This is a genomic window from Rhodococcus sp. NPDC003383, from assembly GCF_053589115.1.
Genome location: NZ_JBSFRG010000041.1, coordinates 1 through 21465, shown reverse-complemented (window position 1 = coordinate 21465; position 21465 = coordinate 1). Strand labels below are relative to the sequence as shown.

19 protein-coding genes are annotated in these 21465 nt (G+C 67.8%); 10 read left to right on the top strand and 9 right to left on the bottom strand.

Going from position 1 to position 21465, the window contains the following annotated elements; translation table 11 throughout:
* Positions 1–32 precede the first annotated feature (32 nt).
* From ACWDTS_RS25550 to ACWDTS_RS25540, 3 genes are all read right to left on the bottom strand, one after another.
* A complete protein-coding gene (locus ACWDTS_RS25550; RefSeq protein ID WP_450119269.1) occupies positions 33–248 on the bottom strand; it encodes a hypothetical protein in 216 nt (71 codons plus the stop codon).
* A gap of 19 nt (positions 249–267) precedes the next feature.
* Positions 268–1446: a Rieske 2Fe-2S domain-containing protein gene (locus tag ACWDTS_RS25545; protein WP_248674980.1), complete on the bottom strand. Its 1179-nt coding sequence runs from the start codon at positions 1444–1446 to the stop codon at positions 268–270.
* A gap of 139 nt (positions 1447–1585) precedes the next feature.
* Entirely contained in the window at positions 1586–3253 is a 1668-nt protein-coding gene (locus ACWDTS_RS25540) for an AMP-binding protein (protein ID WP_450119279.1), read from the bottom strand.
* A gap of 171 nt (positions 3254–3424) precedes the next feature.
* Here ACWDTS_RS25540 and ACWDTS_RS25535 point away from each other — a divergent pair, with 171 nt between their 5' ends.
* The 7 genes from ACWDTS_RS25535 to ACWDTS_RS25505 all read left to right on the top strand — a co-directional run bounded on the left by ACWDTS_RS25535 (position 3425) and on the right by ACWDTS_RS25505 (position 11773).
* Positions 3425–5107, top strand: coding sequence for a class I adenylate-forming enzyme family protein (locus tag ACWDTS_RS25535; RefSeq protein ID WP_450119268.1), 1683 nt, complete (start codon positions 3425–3427; stop codon positions 5105–5107).
* 101 nt (positions 5108–5208) lie between these two features.
* Positions 5209–5970, top strand: a complete 762-nt coding sequence (echA20, locus tag ACWDTS_RS25530; RefSeq protein ID WP_197251744.1) for a (7aS)-7a-methyl-1,5-dioxo-2,3,5,6,7,7a-hexahydro-1H-indene-carboxyl-CoA hydrolase — start codon at positions 5209–5211, stop codon at positions 5968–5970.
* Positions 5971–5983: 13 nt separating this feature from the next.
* Entirely contained in the window at positions 5984–6883 is a 900-nt protein-coding gene (ipdA, locus tag ACWDTS_RS25525; RefSeq protein ID WP_450119267.1) for a cholesterol ring-cleaving hydrolase subunit IpdA, read from the top strand.
* Positions 6880–7638 (top strand): cholesterol ring-cleaving hydrolase subunit IpdB, encoded by a 759-nt coding sequence (ipdB, locus tag ACWDTS_RS25520; RefSeq protein WP_450119266.1) that lies wholly within the window; start codon positions 6880–6882, stop codon positions 7636–7638. The genes ipdA and ipdB overlap by 4 nt, the downstream gene beginning before the upstream one ends.
* Positions 7635–8699 carry an NAD(P)H-dependent flavin oxidoreductase gene (locus ACWDTS_RS25515; RefSeq protein ID WP_450119265.1) on the top strand — a complete coding sequence of 355 codons (1065 nt, stop codon included), beginning with the start codon at positions 7635–7637 and terminating at the stop codon, positions 8697–8699. The genes ipdB and ACWDTS_RS25515 overlap by 4 nt, the downstream gene beginning before the upstream one ends.
* A gap of 182 nt (positions 8700–8881) precedes the next feature.
* Positions 8882–9655: an SDR family NAD(P)-dependent oxidoreductase gene (locus tag ACWDTS_RS25510; protein WP_450109776.1), complete on the top strand. Its 774-nt coding sequence runs from the start codon at positions 8882–8884 to the stop codon at positions 9653–9655.
* A gap of 93 nt (positions 9656–9748) precedes the next feature.
* On the top strand, positions 9749–11773 hold the full coding sequence (locus ACWDTS_RS25505; RefSeq protein ID WP_450119264.1) for a CocE/NonD family hydrolase: 2025 nt from the start codon (positions 9749–9751) through the stop codon (positions 11771–11773).
* A 59-nt stretch (positions 11774–11832) separates the two neighbouring features.
* Here the strand turns inward: ACWDTS_RS25505 and ACWDTS_RS25500 are convergent, their stop codons facing one another.
* Both ACWDTS_RS25500 and ACWDTS_RS25495 read right to left on the bottom strand, forming a co-directional pair.
* A complete protein-coding gene (locus ACWDTS_RS25500; protein WP_248674992.1) occupies positions 11833–13017 on the bottom strand; it encodes a serine hydrolase domain-containing protein in 1185 nt (394 codons plus the stop codon).
* A 29-nt stretch (positions 13018–13046) separates the two neighbouring features.
* Positions 13047–14666, bottom strand: coding sequence for a flavin-containing monooxygenase (locus tag ACWDTS_RS25495; protein WP_450119263.1), 1620 nt, complete (start codon positions 14664–14666; stop codon positions 13047–13049).
* 178 nt (positions 14667–14844) lie between these two features.
* On the opposite strand from ACWDTS_RS25495, the gene ACWDTS_RS25490 reads away from it, so the two are divergent.
* The gene (locus ACWDTS_RS25490; protein WP_450109773.1) at positions 14845–16665 is read left to right on the top strand and encodes a sigma-54-dependent Fis family transcriptional regulator; all 1821 of its coding nucleotides are present in this window, start codon (positions 14845–14847) and stop codon (positions 16663–16665) included.
* Positions 16666–16685: 20 nt separating this feature from the next.
* On the opposite strand, the gene ACWDTS_RS25485 is transcribed toward ACWDTS_RS25490, so the two are convergent.
* Entirely contained in the window at positions 16686–17270 is a 585-nt protein-coding gene (locus tag ACWDTS_RS25485) for a TetR/AcrR family transcriptional regulator (protein ID WP_450119262.1), read from the bottom strand.
* A gap of 97 nt (positions 17271–17367) precedes the next feature.
* Here ACWDTS_RS25485 and ACWDTS_RS25480 point away from each other — a divergent pair, with 97 nt between their 5' ends.
* A complete protein-coding gene (locus ACWDTS_RS25480) occupies positions 17368–18774 on the top strand; it encodes a cytochrome P450 (protein WP_450119261.1) in 1407 nt (468 codons plus the stop codon).
* A gap of 24 nt (positions 18775–18798) precedes the next feature.
* Here the strand turns inward: ACWDTS_RS25480 and ACWDTS_RS25475 are convergent, their stop codons facing one another.
* Entirely contained in the window at positions 18799–19068 is a 270-nt protein-coding gene (locus ACWDTS_RS25475) for a DUF2277 domain-containing protein (protein WP_420749138.1), read from the bottom strand.
* 118 nt (positions 19069–19186) lie between these two features.
* On the opposite strand from ACWDTS_RS25475, the gene ACWDTS_RS25470 reads away from it, so the two are divergent.
* Positions 19187–19576: a hypothetical protein gene (locus ACWDTS_RS25470; RefSeq protein WP_450109770.1), complete on the top strand. Its 390-nt coding sequence runs from the start codon at positions 19187–19189 to the stop codon at positions 19574–19576.
* Positions 19577–19625: 49 nt separating this feature from the next.
* Here ACWDTS_RS25470 and ACWDTS_RS25465 read toward each other — a convergent pair whose 3' ends face one another.
* The gene (locus ACWDTS_RS25465) at positions 19626–20780 is read right to left on the bottom strand and encodes an acetyl-CoA C-acetyltransferase (RefSeq protein ID WP_450119260.1); all 1155 of its coding nucleotides are present in this window, start codon (positions 20778–20780) and stop codon (positions 19626–19628) included.
* A gap of 8 nt (positions 20781–20788) precedes the next feature.
* The gene (locus tag ACWDTS_RS25460) at positions 20789–21427 is read right to left on the bottom strand and encodes a TetR/AcrR family transcriptional regulator (RefSeq protein ID WP_450119278.1); all 639 of its coding nucleotides are present in this window, start codon (positions 21425–21427) and stop codon (positions 20789–20791) included.
* Positions 21428–21465: the final 38 nt, after the last annotated feature.

The following is a 21465-nucleotide window of genomic DNA, read 5'->3' as shown; positions in this document are numbered from 1 at the left end:
TTGTTACGCGAGCCGACACGAATCGGATCGAACTACTGGAGGATCGGGCCGGGAATAGGCGCGTCGTCGAGGACGTCGATCAGCCCCTCGGTTGCGGCGCGGGCCACACCGGCTTCCAACGCCGAACACGTCAGGACCGGTGCGCCCGGCCGGCGACCCGATCCCGCCGCACCCCCGAGTTCATGACAGCGGCTGCGCGCCTGCGCGTTCCACTGGACCTCGGTGTGCTCCCAGCTGTTCTTCCGCACGAGCACCTGGGCCTGGCACTCACTGCACCGCAGGGGCTGCATCCGTGTCCGCCTTCGCCGCGCGGGCCGCCCGGGCGGCGACGTTCGCTTCGACTTCCTTCATCCACGCCGCGACCGGACGCGTGGTGTCCATCTCGAACTCGAACCGGTCGGTCATCTCCGGGGTCACGTCCGCGACGTCGACGTAGAACTGCTCGTACCAGCGGCGCAGCTGGTAGACCGGGCCGTCCTCCTCGCACAGCAGCGGGTTCTCGATGCGGGTCTTGTTCTTCCAGATCTCGATGTCCTGCTCGAAACCGCGGGCGATGAAATCACCGAACTTCCTGGCGGTTTCGAGGGCGACGTCGTCGGGCAGCTGCGGCGACTTCTTGACGATCATGCCGTACATCAGCACGAACTTGTCGGCCGAGACCGGGTAGTGGCAGTTGAGCAGAACCGACTCGATGTCGTAGCCCTCGTACTCGTACTTCAGGTCGTCGATCATGAACGACGGTCCGAAGTACGAGGCCTCCGAGCGGCTGCCCAGCATCTTCGGCTGCCCCTCGGTGTTCGGGCGCATGTCGTCACGTGCCTTGCCGTGCATGACCTGGGTCGCGACGTGACCTTCGAAGATGTTCTTGAAGAACGTCGGGAACGAGTAGTGCACGTAGAAGAAGTGCGCCATGTCGACGATGTTGTCGATGATCTCGCGGCAGTTGGTGTCGACCTCGGTGGTGTACCAGACCCAGTCGGTCCACTCGTCGCTGGTGGCACCCTCGATGCGCGGGATCGTGACGTCGGCCGGCGGCGGGTTGCCCTCGGGGTCGTGCCAGACGAAGAACAGACCGTCCTGGTCGAGGGTGCGCCACGCGCGGGTCTTCGCGAGCGGCGGGACCCGGCGGGCGTAGGGGATGTTGGTGCACTTGCCCTTGCCGCCCCAGCGCCAGTCGTGGAACGGGCAGGCGATGTCGTCGCCCTTGATCGTTCCCTGGCTGAGGTCGCCGCCCATGTGCCGGCAGTACCCGTCGAGAACCTGGAGTTCCCCGGCGGTGTCGGCCCACACGACGAGTTTGGTGCCGAACGCCTCGACGGAGTGCGGCTTCCCGTCCCGGAAGCTCTCCGCCAGACCGAGGCAGTGCCAGCCGCGGGCGAAGCGGGTGGGAGCGGTACCGGTGACGATCTCGCGGATGTCGGAAGTACCGGTGGTTTCCAAGCTCACGGCTGGCCGTCCTTTCGGCAGTGGTGGTCGGTGGGATCGAAAGTGCTACTGAGGTTTCCGTGCTCCTTCGATCCTCACGGTAGGTGAGTCCGGAAGCGGCGGAATCGCAGGTCCCACTCGCCGGGATCCGGGGTCGGGCTCAGCCGACCGGCGCCGGGAGCAGCGCCGCGCGACCGTTCGCGACGAAGTCGCGTTCGATGTCGGCGCGGGCGGACTCGTCGAGCAGAACGTATTCGGGGGTGCGCCCGACACGCACGTAGACGGGGTCGTCGGTGTACCACGCGACCGCCCGCAACGGCGCCTTGTCGATCTTGTTGCTGCCGGTCAGCGGAATCCGGTCGGTGACCCGCACGAACCGCGGCCACCACTTGTCCCCCATGTCCGGTTGTTCGGCCAGCTCACGGCCGAAGGCGACCGGGTCGAACACGGCACCGGCGTCGAGTTCGACGGCGCACATCACCTGATCGCCGGTCGTCGGGTCCGGCACCGCGAACACCGGGGCCGACAGCACGCCGGGAAGGCGCTGCAGGATCCGTTCGACGGGCGCGGCGGCGAAGTTCTCGCTGTCCACGCGCAGCCAGTCCGAGGCCCGTCCCGCGAAGTAGAAGTAGCCGTCGGCGTCGCGGTAACCGAGGTCGCCGGTCCAGAAGTCGTCGCCGCGGATCCGGTCCGCGGCGGCACCCGGGTTCTTGTAGTAGCCCTCGAACGAGGCGGCCGCACCGATCGCGACGATCTGCCCGAGCGCCTCCGGGTTCAGCAGCCGGCCCGTCTCGTCGAACCGAGCCCGGGGGCATTCGAGCCCCGTGTTCTCGTCGAGGATGCGGGCGTCGGTGCCGCCGGCGGCGACCCCGAGCGACCCGGGCGGAGTGTCGGGGGTGCGGTTGATGCGCAGGACGCCTTCGCTCGAGCCGTAGCCCTCGATGACGGTGCAGCCGAACCGCTCGGAGAACCGGGCGACGTCGACCTCGGATGCTTCGGTGCCGAACGCCACCTCGAGGGTTCCGGTGCGGTCGCGGGGGTCCTCGGGCCGGTTCAGCACGTACGACAGGGCGCGGCCGACGTAGTTGACGAAGGTCGCGCCGAACCGGTGGATGTCCTCCGAGAAGCGGCTCGCGGAGAACTTGCGGATCAGGCCGACGGTCGCGCCGACCCGCATCGCGGTGCCGAGGTTGAGCATGACGGCGTTCCCGTGGAACAGCGGCATGCACAGGTACGCGACCGAGTCGCGGCGCATGTGGGTGCGTTCGACGAGCACGTCGACGAGCCGCCCGAGCCGGCCCTGCGTGACGATCACCGCCTTGGGGCGGCCGGTGGACCCGGAGCTGAACAGCAGCAGCGCGATGTCGTCGGCCGCGGGCACCGTGTCGGGGAGAGCGGACCCGCGGTGCGGTTCGAGGAACCGCGTGTAGGCGGGCGTATCGATGTCGAGGATGCGGTCGGCGGGCAGTCCGTGGCCGGTGCCGTCGACGAGGTGCGCCAGGCGTGATTCGGTGACGAGGAGATCCACGTCGGCCTGGCGGATGTCCTCGGCGAGCTCCGGGCCGCTGCGGCTGGCGTTGATCCCCACGACCACGGCTCCGGCGAGGGCACCGGCCCCGATCCAGAACACGAAGTCCGGCACGTTCTCGAGCAGCACCCCGATGTGGCGTTGCCGGCCGGCCGGGGCGGGCACGGCCGCGACGAGCGCGGCGGCACGATCCGCGCTCTGCTGCACCACCTCGTCCCAGGTCCACTGCCGGTCCTCGAACCGCACTCCGACCTTGTCGTCGCCCTTGCGGGCACGTACGACTTCGGCGAACGTCTGCACTGCCACCTCCGAATCGTTGCCGGCGCCCGCACGCGGACGCCCGGGCAAGCACGTTAGGAGCGCGGCCACCCCGGGCATCTGTGCAGGTCCCACTCACCGGTACGTTCGGATGGCGGCGCGACGGGCGTGAGAGTCTTCGGCCGGACGTTCGGTCGAGAAGGGAGGCCCGCGATGACCGTGCCACCCGATCCGGAGCAGTTCCTCGACCAGCTGGTCTCGCGTCTGACGGGGCGCGGCGGCGCCTTCGAGATCGTGATGAGCGACGTGCTGGGCACCGAGATGCCCGTCATGCGCAACCGTGACACCGCCGTCGCGGATCTGCTGGAGCGGTCACAGGCCTGGGGCGACCGGGAGTATCTCGTGACGGCGACGCGGCGGATCTCGTTCGCCGAGCACGCGCGGGATGCGTACGCGCTCGCGGCGGCCCTGCAGCAGCGGTACGGCGTCGGGGTCGGCGACCGCGTCGCGATCCTGTCGGCGAACCGGCCCGAGTGGGTCACCGCGTTCTGGGCGACGCAGGCGCTCGGTGCGATCACCGTCGGATTGAACGCGTGGTGGGCGCAGCCCGAGATCGACTTCGGGATCCGCAACTCCGCGCCGCGGGTGGTGTTCGCGGACGAGCCGCGCGCCGAGGCCCTCTCCGGGCGCAGCCCGGACGGCACGATCGTGCTGACCGTCGAGGGTGATCTCCCGCGGCTGATCGCCGAGTTCGCCGGGATGCGACCGCCGCCGCCGCGCGTGGACGAGGACGATCCGGCCGTCCTGCTCTACACCTCGGGTACGAGCGGCGACCCGAAGGGCGCGTTGCATTCACAGCGGAATCTGTTGGCGGTCACGGACTATCACCGGTTCGCCGATGCGATCTCCACGACTTGGTGCGGGGAGGTGTACGACCGGGACGCCCCGTACGAGGCGCGGTACCTGCTGACTTCTCCCCTGTGCCACATCACCAGCCTGCACAACACGATCGTCCCGCGGCTCGCGACCGGCAGCACCGTCGTGATGAACCAGGGATGGTTCGACGTGCACCGCGTCCTCGAGATCATCGAGAACGAGCAGATCACGCATTGGAACGCGGTCCCCTCGATGGCCGCGCGGATGCTCGAGATCCCCGACCTGGACCGGTACGACCTGGGTTCGCTGACCCGGTTCACCCTGTCGTCGGAACCGACGTCCCCCGAGTTCAAGCAGCGGCTGCGGGAGCGGCTGCCGTTCGGCCGGTACACGGTCGTCGACAGCTACAGCATGACCGAGTGCAGCACGTCGATCGCGGTGGCCAGCGCGCAGGATCTCGAGCGGTATCCGGGCACGGTGGGTCCACCGGTGATCACGGTGAGCATGGAGATCCGGGACGAGCACGGCGGGTGGCTGCCGGACGGTCACGTCGGCGAGGTGTGCGTGCGCAGCCCGTTCGTGATGCTCGGCTACTGGGGCGACGAGGCCGCGACCGCGGCGGCGATCACCCCCGATCGGTGGCTGCGGACCGGTGACCTGGGCGTGGTCGAGAACGGCCGGCTGCGCCTGCTGGGCAGGCGTGCCGATTTGATCCGGCAGAACGGCGAGGACATCTACCCGTCGGAGATCGAACGGGTACTCGGCGGGCACCCCGCCGTGCGGGAATGCCTGGTCATCGGCGATCCGCATCCCGAGTGGGGTGAGGAGGTGTGCGCGGTCGTCGTTCTCGCCCCCGGAAGGGAGGCGACGAAGGAGGAACTGACCGCCTATCTCGCCGATCGGCTCGCGTACTTCAAGGTGCCCACCCGCTGGAAGATCACGCGGAATCTTCTGCCGCGCAACACAACCGGCAAGATCGTCCGGCGTCACCCCTGGACGGAAGACCCGTCCGGGCACTGAGTCCGGCTCCACCACCACATGGCGGACCCTGTGCCGCGGAGCGGGCGTGTGCTAGCTTACCAAGCAATCGCTTGGTTCGGTACCGACGTAAGGAACATGCCATGGGCATCACCTCCACCTCCGACGGCGCGGGAATCACCACGGTCACCGTCGACTACCCGCCCGTGAACGCCATTCCGTCCGCCGGGTGGTTCGAACTGGCCGACGCGGTCCTCGCCGCCGGCAAGGACCCGGACACCCACGTCGTGATCCTGCGGTCCGAGGGTCGCGGCTTCAACGCCGGCGTGGACATCAAGGAAATGCAGGCCACCGAGGGGTACGACGCGCTCATCGCCGCCAACCACGGCTGCGCCGCCGCGTTCTCCGCCGTCTACGACTGCGAGGTCCCGGTCGTGGTCGCCGTCAACGGCTTCTGCGTGGGCGGCGGCATCGGCCTGGTCGGCAACGCAGACGTCATCGTCGCGTCCGACGACGCGGTCTTCGGGCTTCCCGAGGTCGACCGCGGCGCGCTCGGCGCCGCCACCCACCTGTCGCGCCTGGTCCCGCAGCACCTGATGCGCACCCTGTACTACACGGCGCAGAACGTCACCGCGCAGCAGCTGCACCACTTCGGCTCCGTCTACAAGGTGGTGCCGCGCGCCGAACTCGACGCCGCCGCCCGCGAGGTCGCCGGCCTGATCGCCGCGAAGGACACCCGCGTGATCCGCCGCGCGAAGGAAGCGATCAACCGCATCGACCCGGTGGACGTGAAGAACGCCTACCGCCTCGAACAGGGATTCACCTTCGAGCTGAACCTCGCCGGCGTCGCCGACGAGCACCGCGACGAATTCGTCGCGACCGGCAAGCCGCGCGCGAACAAGTAGGGAGAGAAAAACAGTGCGTGACAAGAGGATTACTCTCGACGACGCCGTCGGGCAGCTGCGCAGCGGCATGACCATCGGACTCGGCGGCTGGGGTTCGCGACGCAAGCCGATGGCGTTCGTGCGCGCGATCCTGCGCTCGGACGTGAAGGATCTGACCGTCGTCACCTACGGCGGACCGGACCTGGGCCTGCTGTGCTCGGCCGGCAAGGTCAGGAAGGCGTACTACGGTTTCGTGTCGCTCGATTCGGCCCCGTTCTACGATCCGTGGTTCTCCAAGGCCCGCACCGAGGGCGCCATCGTCGCCCGCGAGATGGACGAGGGCATGGTCAAGTGCGGCCTCGAAGCCGCCGCCGCGCGCCTGCCGTTCCTGCCGATCCGCGCCGGCCTCGGCTCGGACGTGCAGAACTTCTGGGGCGACGAACTGCAGACCGTCACCTCCCCCTACCCGGACGCCTCCGGCAAGCACGAGACGCTGATCGCGATGCCCGCCCTGAACCTGGACGCGGCCTTCGTGCACCTGAACATCGGTGACGCCCACGGCAATGCGGGTTACCAGGGCGTCGACCCGTACTTCGACGACCTGTACTGCCTGGCCGCCGAGAAGCGCTTCGTCTCCGTGGAGAAGATCGTCGAGACCGAGCAGCTCGTCAAAGAGGTTCCGCTGCAGCAGCTGATCCTCAACCGCATGATGGTCGACGGTGTCGTCGAGGCCCCGAACGGCGCCCACTTCACCCTCGCCGGCGAGTCCTACGGCCGGGACGAGAAGTTCCAGCGCCACTACGCCGAGGCCGCCAAGACCCCCGCGTCGTGGCAGGCGTTCGTCGACCGGTTCCTGTCCGGATCCGAGGACGACTACCAGGCCGCCGTCGAGAAATTCCACGCGGATTCCGAAAAGACTGGGGAGCAAGCATGACCTCCACCGAGACCATCACGCGCGCCGAGTACTGCGCGATCGCGTGCGCCGACATCTTCGCCGGGGCCGGCGAGATCATGGCCAGCCCGATGTCGACGATGTCGCAGATCGGTGCGCGCCTGGCGCGCCTGACCACCGAGCCCGACCTGCTCATCACCGACGGCGAGGCACTGATCCTCGCCGACACCCCCGCGGTCGGTGCGAAGGGTGCGATCGAGGGCTGGATGCCGTTCCGCAAGGTGTTCGACGTCGTCGCCTCCGGCCGGCGCCATGTCGTCATGGGTGCCAACCAGATCGACCGCTACGGCAACCAGAACCTGTCTGCGTTCGGTCCGCTGCAGCAGCCGACCCGCCAGATGTTCGGCGTCCGCGGCGCCCCGGGCAACACCATCAACCACGCCACCAGCTACTGGGTCGGCAAGCACAACAAGCGCGTGTTCTGCGACAAGGTCGACGTCGTCGCCGGTGTGGGCTGGGACAAGGTCGATCCGGAGAACCCGGCATACAAGTACCTGAACGTGTACCGCGTCGTCACCAACCTCGGCGTCTTCGACTTCGGCGGCCCGGGCCACACCTTCCGCGCGCTGAGCCTGCACCCCGGCGTCACCGCCGACGAGGTCGCGGACAACACCTCCTTCGAGGTCGCGGACCTGGCCGACGCCGGGGTCACCCGCGAACCCACCGCCGAGGAACTGCGGATCATCCGTGAGGTCCTGGATCCGAGGAACCTGCGCGACCGCGAGGTCGCCGCATGAGTGCCCCCCGGATCGAGACGGCGCTGACGAAGCTGGTCGGCATCGAACATCCGATCGTGCAGACCGGCATGGGCTGGGTGTCCGGCCCCCGCCTCACCGCGGCCACCTGCAATGCCGGCGGGCTCGGCATCCTGGCGTCCGCGACGATGACCTACGACGAGCTCGAGGCCGCCGTCGCGAAGACGAAGTCGTTGACGGACAAGCCTTTCGGCGTGAACATCCGCGCCGACGCGTCGGACGCCGCGCAGCGCATCGACCTGCTCATCCGCGAGAACGTCAAGGTCGCCTCGTTCGCGCTGGCACCGAAGAAGGATCTGATCGCCAAGCTCAAGGATCACGGCATCGTCGTGATCCCGTCGATCGGCGCCGCCAAGCACGCGGTGAAGGTCGCGTCGTGGGGCGCCGACGCGGTGATCGTCCAGGGCGGCGAGGGCGGCGGCCACACCGGTGGTGTCGCCACGACGCTGCTGCTGCCGTCCGTGCTCGACGCCGTCGACATCCCGGTGGTCGCCGGGGGCGGATTCTTCGACGGCCGCGGGCTCGCGGCGGCGCTGGCGTACGGTGCGGCGGGCGTGGCCATGGGTACCCGGTTTCTGCTCACCAGCGACTCCGCGGTGCCGGATTCGGTGAAGCAGCAGTACCTTTCGCGCGGGCTGCAGGACACCACGGTGTCCGTGAAGGTCGACGGCATGCCGCATCGGGTCCTCAACACGGACCTGGTCGACGCGCTCGAGAAGTCCAGCTATGCGAAGGGACTCGTGGCGGCGACGAAGAACGCGATGAAGTTCAAGTCGATGACCGGCATGAAGTGGTCGACGCTCGTCAAGGACGGCCTGGCGATGAAGCGGTCCGGCGACCGGACGTGGCAGCAGATCATCATGGCCGCGAACACCCCGATGCTGCTCAAGGCCGGACTGGTCGAGGGCAACACCGAAGCCGGGGTGCTGGCGTCCGGTCAGGTGGTCGGCATGATCGACGACCTGCCGAGCTGCCGGGAACTGATCGACCGCATCGTGGCCGAGGCCGTCGAACGCATCGACGCACTGGCTGCGCTGCGCTGATTGCGCAGTACGCGAGTATTCGCAGCACCGGAGCTTCACAGAACCCGAGCGCCGTCCCGCTTTTCCGTCGCGGGGCGGCGCTTCGGCGTGCGGGGTACTTCCCAGAGCCACCGTCGTCCGTTAACGTCAAGAATAACGTTCTTGAGAACGAGAACACCATTTTCTGACGAGAGGGCAGCTCGATGACCGACGCGATACCCGCACCGTTCGACCGATTCCGTCTCGACGGCAAGGTCGCGCTGATAACCGGCGGCAGCCGCGGCATGGGCAAGGAGATCGCGCTCGCGTTCGCACAGGCCGGCGCCGACGTCGTCGTCGCGAGCCGCAAGATCGAGAACTGCGAGAAGGTCGTCGCCGAGATCGAGGAGACCACCGGCCGGCGCGCCCTCGCCTATGCCTGCCACATGGGCCACTGGGACGAGATCGAAGGACTCGTCGACGCCGCCTACGCGACCTTCGGACGCATCGACATCCTCGTCAACAACGCCGGTATGTCCCCCGTCTACCGGAACATCGCCGACGTCACCGAGGCGCTGTGGGACAGCGTGCTGGGACTGAATCTCAAAGGGCCGTTCCGGCTCACCCAGCTCGTCGGTCCCCGAATGAAGGAGCAGGGCAGCGGCTCGATCATCAACGTGAGCAGCAGCGGCTCGCTGCACCCTTCCGGCGCGTTCATCCACTACGCCTCCGCCAAGCGCGGTCTCAACGCCATGACCGAGGGTTTCGCCGACCTGCTCGCGCCCGAGGTGCGCGTCAACACCCTCATGCCCGGCCCCTACCGCACGGACATCTCCAATGCCTGGACCCCGGAACAGATCCGGCAGTCGGGTGAGGCCGTGCACCTGAAGCGGATCGGTGAACCCCACGAAATCGTGGGCGCTGCATTGTTTCTCGCGAGCGACGCGTCGAGTTTCACCACCGGGACCATCGTCCGGTCCGACGGCGGATTCCGCTGAACAAATAGCGGACACCCGTGCGCAGATCGTTGACCCACCCCACCGATCGGGATACGTTTTCCGGGGTTTTCACCGTCGAGATGGGGGTTCCGGGTGAAGAGACGATTCCTGCGCGGGGCGATCGCGTCGGTGGCCGTCGCCGCCACCACAGTCGCCGCCGCGATCACCGCGACACCGGTTGCCGGCGCCGATCCGTCCGGCGGGACCGACGCTGCCGCCTGGCAGGCCGCGGTCGACGCACCCGACGCGTACCCGAACACCGCCGTCGAATGGGACGTCCCCATCACGATGAGCGACGGCACCGTCCTGCGCGCCAACGTCTTCCGCCCCGCGGACGCGAACGGGACACCGATCGCGGAGCCCACCCCCGTCGTCCTCAACCTCACGCCCTACACCAAGCTGCTCTCGACCCTGGGAACCGTCGTGGCCGACGACCCCACCCTCGCCCCGCTGGTCGAGGGCCTCGGCGACACGCTGAACTTCGCCGCCCCGTACGACGGGGTCACCGAGCTCGCGAAGACGACCGGCGGCGGACTCGTGCAGGTCTTCGGACTCAACCGCGACCTCGTGCAGAACGGCTACACGCAGGTCATCGTCGACGTCCGCGGCACCGGATTCTCGCAGGGTGAATGGCAGGTCCTCGGCCCGCGCGAACAGCAGGACACCGTCGAGGTCATCGACTGGGCGTCGAAGCAGCCGTGGTCGAACGGCCGCGTCGGCACCAGCGGCGTGTCCTACTCGGCGATCAACCAGTTGCAGGGTGCGGGTCTGCAACCGGACGCGCTCGACGCGATTTTCGCGGTGGAACCCGGTAACGACCTGCTGCGCGACATCGTCGGCACCGGCGGCGCACTCGGTATCGGATTCATGCCGATGTGGCTCGCTCTCGTCAACGGGCTCAAGTGGATCCCGGACGTGCAGGCGCTGCTGCAGGGCAACTTCGACGCGCAGTGGCTGCGCGACCGGATGGCCGACCCCGCCACCAAACTTCCCGAACTCGTCGAGGCGGTCACAGCCCCCACCGTCGAAGGGGTCTCCCCCAACGCACTCGAGGTCGCGCAGGACGGACCGTTCTACCAGGACCGCACCGCGAATCTCGAGTCGATCGAAGTGCCCAGTTTCGTGTACGGGGGCTGGCACGACATCTTCGCCAACAGCGAGCCGGACATCTACAACCGCATCCCGGTCGCGCCGGGCGAGAAGCAGCTGATGATGGGCGACGGCTACCACGTCGTCGCCGGTACCGACTTCGGCAGGCCGGGCTTCCCGCCGAAGCTCGGCACCCTGCAGCGCGCCTGGTTCGACCACTGGCTCAAAGGAATCGACAACGGCATCGAGAACTACGGGCCGGTCACCCTGTTCCAGCAGGGCGGCGGATGGACCACCACCGATCAGTTCCCCCGTGCCGGTGCCGAATTCGAGAAGTTCTATCTGTCCGGCGCCCCGAGCGGCACCGCGGGCCACGCCGCCTTCGACGGAAGCCTCACGCCCGAGGCGCCCTCCGGCACCCAGGATCTGACGATCGCGCCGGGTCTGCGCGGGTTCTGCTCGCGCGAATCGGCCGTCGGCACCGCCGGAATCACGGTGCTGCTCGGTTCGAACTGCACCAAGGACGCCCGCTTCAACGAGGCGGAGGGTCTGACGTTCACCGGCGCCCCGGTCACCGAACCGACCGAGATCTCCGGCGCGATCAACGTGCACCTGAACACCGTCCTCGACGCCCCCGACGGCTTCTGGTCGGTGACCGTGAACGACGTGGCGCCCGACGGCCGTTCGACCGTCCTGACCTCCGGTTCGCTCGTCGCGTCGCTGCGCGCGATCGACGACTCCCGCAGCACCTTCACCCCCGCCGGCGACTACGCCCACGCCGTCCCGTACCTGACGCTCGACACGCGGGAGACCCTCGAGACCGGTGTGCCCACCCGCCTGGACATCTCGACGGTGCTCACCGACGCGATCCTGCAACCGGGTCACCGGCTCCGGATCGACGTGTACGCGTCGAGCGTGCCGCGGTCGCTGCCACTGGGTCCGATGCTTCACGACAGCGGTCTGAAACCGCAGCACATCCGGCTCGATCCGTCCGCGCCGAGCTTCGCCACCGTCCCGATCGTGCGGTAGTTCCCCGACCGGCACACGCAGGGACGCGCTCGGGCCGAGCCCGAGCGCGTCCCCCCGGCTCACCGTCGGTCGAGCGACGCGTACAGCGCCGATTCGAATTCGAGGTAGCCACCGAACGAGGTGGGATCACCGAACGGCAGGATCTGGGTCGCCCAGAATCCCCCGTATCCGGACTGTCGATCGATCCAGTAGAACAGGTTGGCGAGCCCCGCCCACCCCAGTGCACCGGCGGGTCGCCCGGTGGGAGCCTGCTGGTTGTTGATCATGAACGGCAGCGACCACGATTTCGAGATCCCGGGGAAGAACTCGGCGTCGTTCGACAGCGACGGGATGACGCCGGGCAGCGGTGTCACGGGAAGTTCCCCGAGATGATTCTGCACGGCCATCCGGACCGTCTCCGGTCGCAGGACCTGCCCGTGTTCACCCTTTCCGTCGTTCAGCCACATCCGGATGAACCGCATGTAGTCACCGACAGTGCCGTACAGGCCGTGACCCCCCATGTGCACTTCCGGCGGGGACGGCAGTTCGAAGTCCATCACGGAAAGCGATCCGTCGGAATTGCGGGCGTGCATCCCGGCCAGATCGGCACGGCGCGTGTCGTCGAGTTCGAAGGTCATGCTCTCGATGCCGAGCGGCTCGAAGATCCCGGCAGAGAACACGTCGCCGAGCCGGTTCCCGGTGATCGCCTCGATCACCCGGCCGCACCAGTCGAGGTTGCTGCCGTACTCCCAACGGTCCCCGGGGTCGAACAACAGCGGAGTGTCCAGTGCCTGCTTCGTGGCGGTGATGACGCTCGGCTGTCCCTTCTCCTCCGCCAGGCGCCGGTACTTCTCGTTGAAGAAGTCGTAGCCGAATCCGGCGGTGTGGGTGAGCAACATGCGGGTGGTGATGTCGCGGCGGGGTTCTCGAAGCACCGGTTCGCCGGAGTCGTCGAACCCCTCGATGACCTGGACGCTTCCCAGCTCCGGAACGTACTTGCCCGCCGGCGCGTCGAGGTCGAGGCGGTTCTGCTCCACCAGCTGCAGTGCCGCGGTCGCGGTGAAGGCCTTCGTCGTCGAGAAGAGCGCGAAGACATCGTCCGTCGTCATCGCCGCGTCCTGGTCGATTCGGCGCTTTCCCGCCGCGCCCTCGTAGACGTTGCCTTCCCGGTCGGTCACCATCGCGACCACTCCCGGCACCGGCGCCTCGGCGGTGACAGTCTTGTTCAGGATCGCATCGACGGATGCGCGAAGTGCTTCGGTCATGATCTGTCGTCCCTTCACGGTGTCGGTGCTCATCGCAGTTCGAATCCCTTGTAGCCGGCAGCGGCGGCCTCGAGCGTCTTCTCCCGATAGGTGCCGACACCGCCGGTGTACGACAGCACCCGGCGCGGCTTGCCCTCGACATTCGAGCCGGTGTACCAGGAGTTCGTCTTCGAGATCAGGTTCGCGGCGGCGGTCTCGTCATGGTGGGCGACCCACGCGGCCTCCCCCTCCTCGGTCGCCTCGATCACGGTGTAGCCGTTCTTCCGCATGTACCGGATGCACTCGTCGATCCACTCGGTCTGCTGCTGCAGGCAGGTGGTCATGTTGCACAGCGCCGCGGACGGGGCGAGGGGAACAGCGGTGGTGAGCATGTTCGGGTAGCCGTGCACCATCAGCCCCATCGTCGTGCGGATGTCCCGCGACCAGTCGTCCTTCAGCAACCGTCCGCCGACACCGCGGATGTCGATGCGGGTCAAGGCGCCGGTGCCCGCGTCGAAACCGGTGGCCAGGATGATCACGTCCAGCTCGTACAGGGTGCCGTCGGCGAGCAGCACCCCTTCGGGCACGATGCGGGAGATCGGGTTCTCGCGCACGCCCACCGCCGTGACGTGGGGTCGGTGGTAGACCTCGAGGTAGCCGGTTTCGAGCGGCACCCGGTGGGTGCCGAACCCGTAGTCCTCGGGGATCAGGAGCCGGCACAGTTCCGGGTCGACCAGCCGCGCCCGCATCTTCTCCCGCACGAACTCGGAGATCTCGTCGCTGACGGCCTCGTCGAAGAACATCTCGGCGAACGACGCCAGCCACAGCTGCAGCGATCCGTTCTCGTAGATCTCCTCGAGCACCTCGCGTCGTTGCTCGGGCGTCAACTCGTCCCACACGTATCGGAAGTCGTATTCGAAACCGGTGAAGGTGTGCGGCAGCGTGCTGCGGAGTTCCTCGAAGCGGGCCTTGTACGCCGCCACGTCGTCAGCGTTGTACGACGGGTTCTTCATCGGGAGCACATACTGCGGCGTGCGGACGAACACGGTCAGGTCCGCGACCTCGTCGACGATGGTCTGGATGACCTGGATACCCGTGGCGCCGGTGCCGATGACGCCGACCCGCTTGCCCGCGATCTCGGCTCCCTCACGCGGCCAGCGCGAGGTGTGGAAGATCTGCCCCGCGAAGTCCTGCTGTCCCGGGAACAGGTCCTGCAGCGGCGCCGAGAGCATCCCGCAGCACGTGATGAGGAACTGCGTGTCCACGACCTCTCCGCTGTCGGTCCGCACGGTCCACCGGCCCGACTTCTCGTCGTATTCGGCGCTCGTGACGGTCGTGGAGAACGAGATGTCCCGGCGAAGGTCGAGCGCATCGGCCACGTAGTGCATCCACCGTTCGATCTCGGGCTGAGCGGGGAACCGCTGGCTCCAACTCCAGTTCTTGTAGAGCTCTTCCGAGAACAGGTACTGGTAGATGTAGGCCTCCGAATCGAAGCGCGCACCGGGGTAACGGTTCCAGTACCACGTCCCCCCCACGTCGGCGGCGGTCTCGAACACGCGGACGTTCAGTCCCTGTTCCCGCAACAGGTGCAGTTGGTAGAGGCCGGCCACCCCCGCGCCGATGATCAGGGCGTCCAGGGTGCGGTGGGCAGTTGGTGTACCGATAGCCATTGTTCGACCCTTTCCTGTGATGTGGATCACGACTGCGAACAATGCTTCCGCTGTCCCAAGAGGCCGGACTGTCCCAAGATCGGACAGCCGGGAGGTCGCCAGACTCGGGAAACGAGCCGATAATGATGTGACGCAGGTCTCATTTTCGGACAAATCGAATCGCAAGAAGGGTGCATCCATGGTCGACGAGCGCGAGCGACTGCGCATTGCCGCGGCGCGAGCGGACTTCCTCGAATACGGGAGCGCCGGAGCAGCCGGGGTTCCCGACGTCGTTGCCGCCTCGTGGCAGCGCAGCCAGTCCGCCGGCGTCGATTACGCAACGTTCCACGTGGAGTATCACGACGACATCGACTTCGATTCGCGACTGGTACGGTGCGCACGACCGGTCCTCGAGCGACTCTCCGCCGACATCGCGGATGTCCCCGTCGGTATCGCGCTCACCGACGCCCACGCCCGCATCGTCGATCGCCGCGACTGCTCCAATTTCGTCGGCAGGCTGCTCGATCGGGTCGATTTCCTGCCCGGGTTCAGCTACGCAGAACAGGGTGTGGGAACCAACGGTATCGGCACCGTCTTCGAATCCGGTTCTGCGATCAGCATTGTGGGCCCCGAACATTTCAACGACGCACTGGTGCAGTTCGCCTGCACCGGCGCGCCGATTCTGGATCCCATCTCCGGCAGGATCGAAGGCGTCCTCGACGTCAGCATGCTCGCCGAGAGCTGGTCCCCGCTCCTGCACGCCCTGGTCAAGTCCGCAGCCATGGACATAGGCCGCAATCTGCTCCTCGACCGGAACCAGGCGGAGCAGGCGTTGTTCGAGATGTACGTCAAGGCCGATTCGCGTCCGCGTCAAGCGGTCATGGCGATCGGCGAGACCGTGATCATGAACCGGCGCTCACAGAACATGTTCACCCCGGAGGAACAACTCGCGATCCACGAGCACGCGCGTTTCCTCATGACCCGACGCGACCGCAGCGCGGAATCGATTTCGCTGCCTTCGGGCCGGACCGTCCACATCCGCGCCACCAGGATCCTGTGCGGCGACGAGGTTGCGGGAATGGTTCTGCTTCTCGACGACAACACCCCGGACAAGGCCGGCACTCCGGCGGTCGACCGGACGCTTCCCGCGGTCGACGCACCGGACCCCCGAACCACCGCCATCGCATCCGGACTTCACAACCCGCCACCATCGATCACCGAAAGCCGCTGTCCGGCATGGAAACAGGCGTGCGACTCGATCATCGAGTCACTCGGACGACGGGAGAACCTGCTCGTCCTCGGCGAACCCGGGACAGGGAAGTTCACTCTCCTCGCGGAGCTGTTCCATCGGATGTACCCGTCCGGCCGGAGCATCGCGATCGACGCGGACAGCGTGACGCGGCAGGGTGAGCTCACTGCGGTCGACACGACCACCTCGACATTGCTGATCGTCCGGAATCTCGACCGGCTCACCACCTACGGCGTCGACGTTCTCAACGAGTTCTTCGATTCCCTGGATCTCGATACGAGAAACTTCATCGTCGCCGCGACACTGTCGGACACCGGCATCGAGTCCGACCTGCCCTGCAAAGACGTCCTGGCGAACTTCGACCAGTCGGTGACCGTCCCCGCGATCCGGTTCCGATCCGTCGACTTCCCTCGTCTCGTCGACAGGACGCTCCGCGAAATCGCCCCCGAGCGCCGGATCCGACTGAGTCCGGAGGCGATGCGTGTCCTGGGCGCCTACTCGTGGCCACGGAACATGACTCAGCTGCGCGAAGCGCTTCACAGCGCCGTGCTGAAACGTCCGGTCGGTGAGATCCAGGCCGATGATCTCCCCGGCTACTGCCGGTCGACGAGTACTCGCACCCTCAGTGTGCTCGAGGCTGCCGAACGGGACGCGATCGTCGCCGCGCTCCGCGAGTGCGACGGAAACCGCGTCCGCGCCGCAGAAATGCTCGGGATGGCGCGAAGCTCGTTGTACCGCAAGCTCAAGACCTACGGAGTCACGGAGATCTGAGGCGGCAGCCGGGTCACGACTCAACCGAGCCGATCGCCGAGCAGTCCGGCGAGCGCAGCGAGGCACAGTTCGCGCATTTGCACGGTGGTGACGCCAGGGCGGTCCAGCCAGTCGACACACACACTGCGCACGAACGCGATCCACCCGCGCACCGCGAGTTCGACGAGTTCGCGGTCTCCGTCGGACGGCGCGAGCGCGTCGACGATGCGCCGCTGCTGCACGTCGAGTTCCGCGTCGACGATGCCGCGGATGCTCGCATCGGCGGAGGCGGCACCGCGGTTGACCGCCAGCACACCCTGCGCGTGCGACTCGATGTAGTCCAGATAGGCGTCGAGTCCCGCGGCGATCCGGTCGTGCACCGACAGCGCCGGATCGGGTTCGGTGACGGCGAGCAACCGGTCGGACTCGCGTTGCACGACCGCCGCCATGAAGTCGCGCTTGGTCGGAAAGTAGTGGTACATCAGGCCTCGCGAGACACCGGCGAGCTCCGCGACCTCCTCGATGCGCACGTCCTCGTAGGCGTGCTGCGAGAACAACCGGGCACCGATGTCCAGCAGCTCGGTGCGCCGCTGGTCGGGGCTCAGTCGTCGCCGTGGTGATGCCACGTCGCCAATCTAGCGTCTTGACAGCGCCGGATCCGGGCGTAGCGTGACTACTGTACGTCGGTTCAATAAGAGTTCGAACTGTCCGGGGGACGAACAGATGGCCGTGGCCACATCACACGTGTTCGACACCGAGATCCCGCACCCGCCGTGGCGCCTGCCCGTACTCGGCGACGTGCTGGGAATGTCCGTGAGCACGCCGGTGCAGGATTCGATGGAGTTGCACCGCCGGCTCGGCCCGGTCTTCGAACGTCGGCCGTTCGACCTGCGGTTCGTGTTCGTGTGCTCCGGCGAACTCACCGCCGAACTGTCCGACGACCGCCGCTTCGCCAAACACCTGGCACCCGGAGTCGAAGCGCTGCGCAGCCTGGGCGGGGACGGACTGTTCACCGCATACAACGACGAACCAAACTGGCGCCGCGCGCACGACCTGCTCGCCCCCGCCTTCACGCAGTCGGCCATGCGCTCCTACCACGCGACGATGCTGGATGTGACCGCCGATCTGCTCGCGCACTGGGATCGGCGCGCGGCCGAGGACGGACGCGTGGACGTGGCCGCCGACATGACGAAACTGACCCTCGAGACGATCGGCCGCACCGGATTCAGCTATTCGTTCGCCCCGTTCGAGCGCGACCGTCCGCATCCGTTCGTCGAGGCGATGGTCGGTGGTCTGGCGTTCTCGCAGCGCAGCGCCCTACGGAGGTTGCCGGTCGTCGGGCGGCACTTGTTCCCTCGGCAGAAGCGGCAGTACCTCCTGGATCGCGCGTATCTGCATCGGGTCGTCGACGAGGTGATCCGCGAGAGGCAGGCCGCCGGCGAGACCGGGCACGACGATCTGCTCGAACTCATGCTGCGGGCGGCGCGGGAGAACGACCCGAACCGGATCGACGACGAGAACATCCGCAACCAGGTTCTCACCTTCCTGGTCGCCGGCCACGAAACCACTTCCGGTGCACTGTCGTTCGCGCTGTATTACCTGATGCGCAACCCCGAGGTGTTCGCCCGCGCGCGGGCCGAGGTCGACGCGGTGTGGGGCGAGGACGTTCCGGCCTTCGAACAGGTCGCGAAGCTGCGGTACGTGCGGCGGGTGCTCGACGAGGCACTGCGGCTGTGGCCGACCGCGCCCGGGTACGCCCGCGAGGCACGCGAGGACACGACGCTGGGCGGACGGTACCGGCTGTGCAAGGGCGACTGGGTTCTCGTGCTGCTCCCGGCGGTGCACCGCGATCCCGAGGTGTGGGGCCCCGACGCCGAGACGTTCGATCCGGATCGTTTTCTGCCGGAACGGGTTCGAGCCCGGCCGGGGCACGTGTACAAGCCGTTCGGCACGGGTGAGCGTGCCTGCATCGGGCGGCAGTTCGCCCTGCACGAGGCCACCCTGGTTCTGGGAAGCCTGTTGCGGCGCTTCGATTTCGACCTCGATCCGAGTTATCGGCTGCGGGTCGCCGAGCGGCTCACCCTGATGCCGCGGGACCTGTGTCCCACGGTGTCGGTGCGCGCCCGCTGAGCTCGCTACCCGGCCAGCGGCGAGTCAGCCGCGCGCCGCGATGCGCGCCTGCACCTCGGGGCGCCGCAACGGCGGGACGCTCGCCGGGGGTTGTCGTCGCTCCGGCAGGGCCGCGAGCAGTCGCGTGGTGGTCGCGGCGACCTCCGCGACCGCCTGTTCGAACGGTTCCCGGGTCGCGTCGGACAGCTTGTGGATGCCGCTGACCTTACGCACGTATTGGCGCGCGGCGGCTTCGATCTCCTCCGCCGTGGCAGCAGGTTCGAGTCCGCGGAGTTCGGTGATGTTCCGGCACATGGCTCCGAGGGTAGTCCCGCCGCCCGACACCACCGCGCAAAATACGGGCGTATGCCCCACATCCCCCGTAGGGTCGACCCGACCACTTTCGGAAGGGAGCCGAATGAGAGTCCGACGCGTGAGCGCCGCCGTGGCCGTGCTGTCCGCCGCGGCGATCGCCCTGACCACTCCGGGAGTCGCGGGTGCCGCGGCGACGGCGGATGTCGTCCCGGGACGCACCCGGATCAAGGTGACCGTGCACGGGGTGCCGGTGCATCCGGAAAGCTGCCGGGTCGACCCCGATGCGGACGGGAACACCCAGAGCCTGCCGCTGGAACCGTCCGGCACGATGGTCGCGCACAACGTCGCACCCGGTCCCCGCCGCGTTCTGGTGTGGTGCCCCGACGGCGGCGTCATCTACCAGAACATCGTCCACGTGCTGCCCGCCGATCCGCTGGCCGATGCCGCCGACATCGTGTTCCGCACCGCCGGCAGCAGCGACCGCGTCACCGACCCGACACTGCGGTAGGTGTCCGTCCCGGCCCCCCCTGTCGGCCGGGACGGACACCTGCTCCGCGTCAGGCCTCGAGGCGCTCGATGATGGTGACGTTGGCGGTGCCGCCGCCCTCGCAGATGGTGAGCAGGCCGTAGCGGCCGCCGATGCGCTCGAGCTCGTTGAGCAGCGTCGCCATCAGCTTGGTGCCGGTCGCGCCGAGCGGGTGGCCGAGGGCGATGGCGCCGCCGTTGACGTTGACCTTGGCCGGGTCGGCGCCGATCTCCTTGATCCACGCGAGCACGACGGGCGCGAACGCCTCGTTGATCTCGACCAGGTCGATGTCGTCGATCGTCAGACCGGCCTTCTCGAGGGCGTACTGCGTCGCCGGGATCGGGGCGGTGAGCATGAAGATCGGGTCGTCGCCGCGGGCGCTGAGGTGATGGATGCGGGCGCGGGGCTTCAGGTTGTGCTTCTTCACCGCCTCGTCGGACGCGAGCAGCAGTGCGGATGCGCCGTCGGAGATCTGGCTCGCGACCGCCGCGGTGAGGCGGCCACCCTCGACGAGCGGCTGCAGGCCCGCCATCTTCTCGAGGCTGGTCTCACGCGGGCCCTCGTCGACGGTCGCGTCGCCGAGCGGCACGACCTCGTTGTCGAAGCGGCCGGCGGCGATCGCGGCCTTCGCGCGTTCGTGGCTCTGCAGCGCCCACTTCTCGAGTTCCTCGCGGCTGAGGTCCCACTTCTCGGCGATCATCTCGGCGCCCTTGAACTGGGACACCTCGTCGCTGCCGTAGCGCTCGGTCCAGCCCTTCGACCCGCCGAAGGGGGTGTCGAACCCGTACTGCTGACCGGCGGTCATCGCCGACGAGATCGGGATCTGCGACATGTTCTGCACGCCACCGGCGATGATGAGGTCCGCGGTGTTGCCCAGGATGGCCTGGGCACCGAAGTGGATCGCCTGCTGGCTCGAGCCGCACTGGCGGTCGACGGTGACGCCGGGGACGTGCTGCGGGTAGCCCGCCGCGAGCCACGCAGTGCGGGCGATGTTGCCGGCCTGCCCGCCGATGGCGTCGACGCAGCCGAACACGACGTCGTCGACGTCGGCGGGGTCGATGCCGGTGCGTTCGACGACCGCCTTGATCACGTGGGCGCCCAGGTCGGCGGGGTGCACTCCGGCGAGGCCGCCGTTCTTCTTGCCGATCGGGGTGCGCACCGCGTCGACGATGTATGCCTCGGTCATGTTTGCTCCTATGAGGATTCGGGTCTCGACAGGCCGTCGAGGACGATGCTGAGGTACTGCTGGGCCACGCGGTCGGCGGTGAGGGTCCCGCCGGGCCTGTACCAGCGCACCGCGACCCACACGGTGTCGCGCAGGAACCGGAAGACCAGTTCGACGTCGAGATCGGGGCGGAAGCTTCCGTCCTCGATGCCGCGTTCGATGACACCGACCCAGAGGTCGCGGAATTCGGTGTTCAGTTCGGCGATGTACGCGAAGCGTTCGTTGCCGACGAGGTGCTTGGCCTCGTCCTGATAGATCGCGACCGCCGAGTGGGATCGGTCGATCGACTCGTAGGACGCCGTGATGAGTCCTTCGAGGGTCGCGCGGGAGTCGAGTCCGGCGGCGACGATCTTGCGGTAGCGGCCGAACAGGTCGTCGAGGAATCCGCGGAGGATCTCGTCGACCATCGATTCCTTCGAATCGAAGTGGTGGTAGAGGCTGCCGGACAGGATGCCCGCCGCGTCGGCGATGTCACGGACGGTGGTCGCGCGCACGCCTCGGGAGGCGAACAGGTCGGCTGCGATGGCGAGCAGTTCGGCACGGCGTCCGGACTCGAGGTTGATGGTGATCTTGTCGCCGACGACGGCGCCGCCACCCTCGAGCGGCATGTCGATGCTGATGCCGAAGTCCTTGCGGTTGATGACGG